1 protein-coding gene and 1 pseudogene are annotated in these 2,374 nt (G+C 62.8%); one reads left to right on the top strand and one right to left on the bottom strand.

Translation table 11 applies throughout. The features are described from left to right. Positions 1 to 1,127: pseudogene (locus HP499_RS23445) on the top strand (bifunctional glutamine-synthetase adenylyltransferase/deadenyltransferase); the annotation flags it as partial. Here the strand turns inward: HP499_RS23445 and HP499_RS23440 are convergent. Further along, positions 1,124 to 2,374, bottom strand: a 1,251-nt coding sequence (locus HP499_RS23440) for an arylsulfatase (protein WP_172326450.1), incomplete at its 5' end; no start/stop codon positions are given. The pseudogene HP499_RS23445 and the gene HP499_RS23440 sit on opposite strands and share 4 nt — an antisense overlap.

Below are 2,374 nucleotides of genomic sequence, written 5' to 3'. Positions count from 1 at the left end.
TGGTTCCCATCAGCTTCGAAGCCCAGTGGCAGGAAATCCAGTCAAAGCTGTCCCGCCACCCGGATCCCGAAAGCGCCATGAGGCTCATTCGCCTGATCCGGCGCCGCGAGATCCTGCGGACTGCGATTGCCGACAGCTCCGGATTGCTGGACCAGGACGCGGTTGGCCTTGCCCTGGCCGAAACCGATCGGGCCGCTGTCTTGGGGGCGCTGCACGTAGCGGAAGCCGTGGTGGCCTCCGATGGTCCGCTGAAAACAGATGTTTTGGTAGTTGCCATGGGACGTCAAGGTGGCCGGGAGATCGGCTACGGCTCGGACGCGGATGTCATCTATGTACATCGCGCCCGGCCCGGTTTTGCTGATGCCGAAGCCCAGGAGCAGGCGACGGCGATCGTCGCGAAAGTCTCCAGCTTCCTCACCCAGCCGCTCAAGCCTGCGATCATGGCTGAACGGGTCCTGATGGTGGACGCGGACCTCCGGCCCGAGGGTAAGAACGGCGCAATGGTCCGCTCCTTGGAGTCGTATGCGGAGTACTATCGCCGGTGGTCGCTCATCTGGGAAGCCCAAGCACTGCTGCGGGCCCGCCCCATGGCTGGCTCCGATGAGTTGGCTGCCGATTTCCTCAAGCTCATCGATCCGATCCGCTACCCTCAGGAGCTGGCGGAACAGGATGTGCGGGAAGTCCGTCGGGTCAAGGCACGCGTCGAATCAGAACGGCTGCCACGTGGCGCTGACCCTGCGCGTCACGTCAAGCTTGGGCGCGGCGGCCTGAGCGACGTCGAATGGCTGGTTCAGTTGATCCAGCTGCAGCACGCCGGAAAGCATGCGGAACTCAGGACCACGTCCACCGTTGAAGCCCTTGAAGGCGCGGAAAAGCTGGACTTCATCAGTCAGGAGGACGCCGCGCTTCTGCGGGATGCCTGGCGTTTTGCCAGCCGGATCCGGTCAGCGAATGTGATTGTCACGGGACGGGCTTCGGATCTCCTGCCGTCGTCGCGGAAGGACCTTGAGGCTGCCGCGCGTTGGTGTGGCTACGCTCCCGGAAACGCGGGCCAGTTCGAAGAGGACTACCTAAGGCTCAGCCGGCGGACCAGGGGTGTGTTCGAGAAGGTGTTCTACGGCAATTAGCCCATGGGAAGTGTGGCTTGGGCCTTTTCACGGGCATGCCGCAGCATGGCGACCACCGGCACGCCGGGAACCAGCGCGCCGTCGACTACGTAACCCTCCTCCCGGTCCTGGAGAGTTTCCACCATCCGTCCGCGCCATAGTCGCAGTTGGTGGTGGTGTGCGGGGTCTTCGGCGAGGTTGAATCGTTCCTGGGGGTCGGCGTCGAGGTTGAACAGTTCTTCTGTGCCCTTCCCTGACCCCCAAATGTACTTGTGATGGCCATCGGTCAACCAGTGGAGGTTCTGCCCCCAGTAAACGTGTTCGCCGTGCAGGACCTCCCGGACGGCGTGGGTGTTTTCCCCGCGCACCAGAGGCGCAAGGGATACTCCATCCACGGAGTCAGGGATGGGCAGGCCCGCGAGATCCAGCAGCGTGGGCATGATGTCACGAAGTTCCACTACGTGTTCCACTACAGTCCCACGGGCTGCGTCCGGCGCTGCCGGGGCATCGGCAATGATGAAGGGAACCCGTGCGGACCCCTCGTACGGAACCGCTTTGCGGAACATTCGGTGGTCGCCCATCATTTCACCGTGGTCGCTGGTGAAGGCGATCACCGTATTCTCATCCAGCCCGAAGGCCGCCAACGACTCCCGGATGCGGTTGACCTGCAGGTCAATCTGCGCCATCAGCCCGTAGTAGCCGGCCCTCGCGCGGTGGACAACATGGTCCGGGATCCGGCCATAGCTCGCTTGGTAGTCACCGTCCTTCCGGTGATCGTCCCAATGATGCTCCCAGTTCCCCAGCACGGTCTCATAGTCGGGAATGCCGAGGTATTGCTCAAACGCCCACGATGGCGGATCGTACGGTGGGTGCGGACGGTGGAAGGACAGGTAGAGGAAGAAGGGCTTCACGGGGTCCCGGCGGTGCATCCATTCGATGGCCTGAGTTCCGATCCAGTGGGTAGGGTGCAGGTTTTCCGCTTTGTCCCAAGGCCTGGCAACGATTGAGTTGCAGTTCACGCCGTGATCGAAATATTCGGCTTCGGGGCCCACCCCCGGTTGCCTCCGGAGCCACGGCACGTAGTCGTCAAACATGGCAAAGTGCTGCCGGTGTTCCCGCCGCGCGTGATGAAGGTAGCCGTCGTGAAGGATCACGTCATCGAAGCCGAGCCTGGAGCGTTCCGGCCACACATGCATCTTGCCGATTGCCTGTGTGTGGTAGCCGCCCTTTCTGAACTCGTCCTGTACTGTCACCGGGTGGACTGCGTG

This window comes from Paenarthrobacter sp. CM16 (assembly GCF_013179505.1).
In the GTDB taxonomy this organism is placed as follows: domain Bacteria; phylum Actinomycetota; class Actinomycetes; order Actinomycetales; family Micrococcaceae; genus Arthrobacter.
The sequence above is the reverse complement of the archived record's forward strand: the minus strand, read 5'-3'. Positions and strand labels throughout refer to the sequence as shown.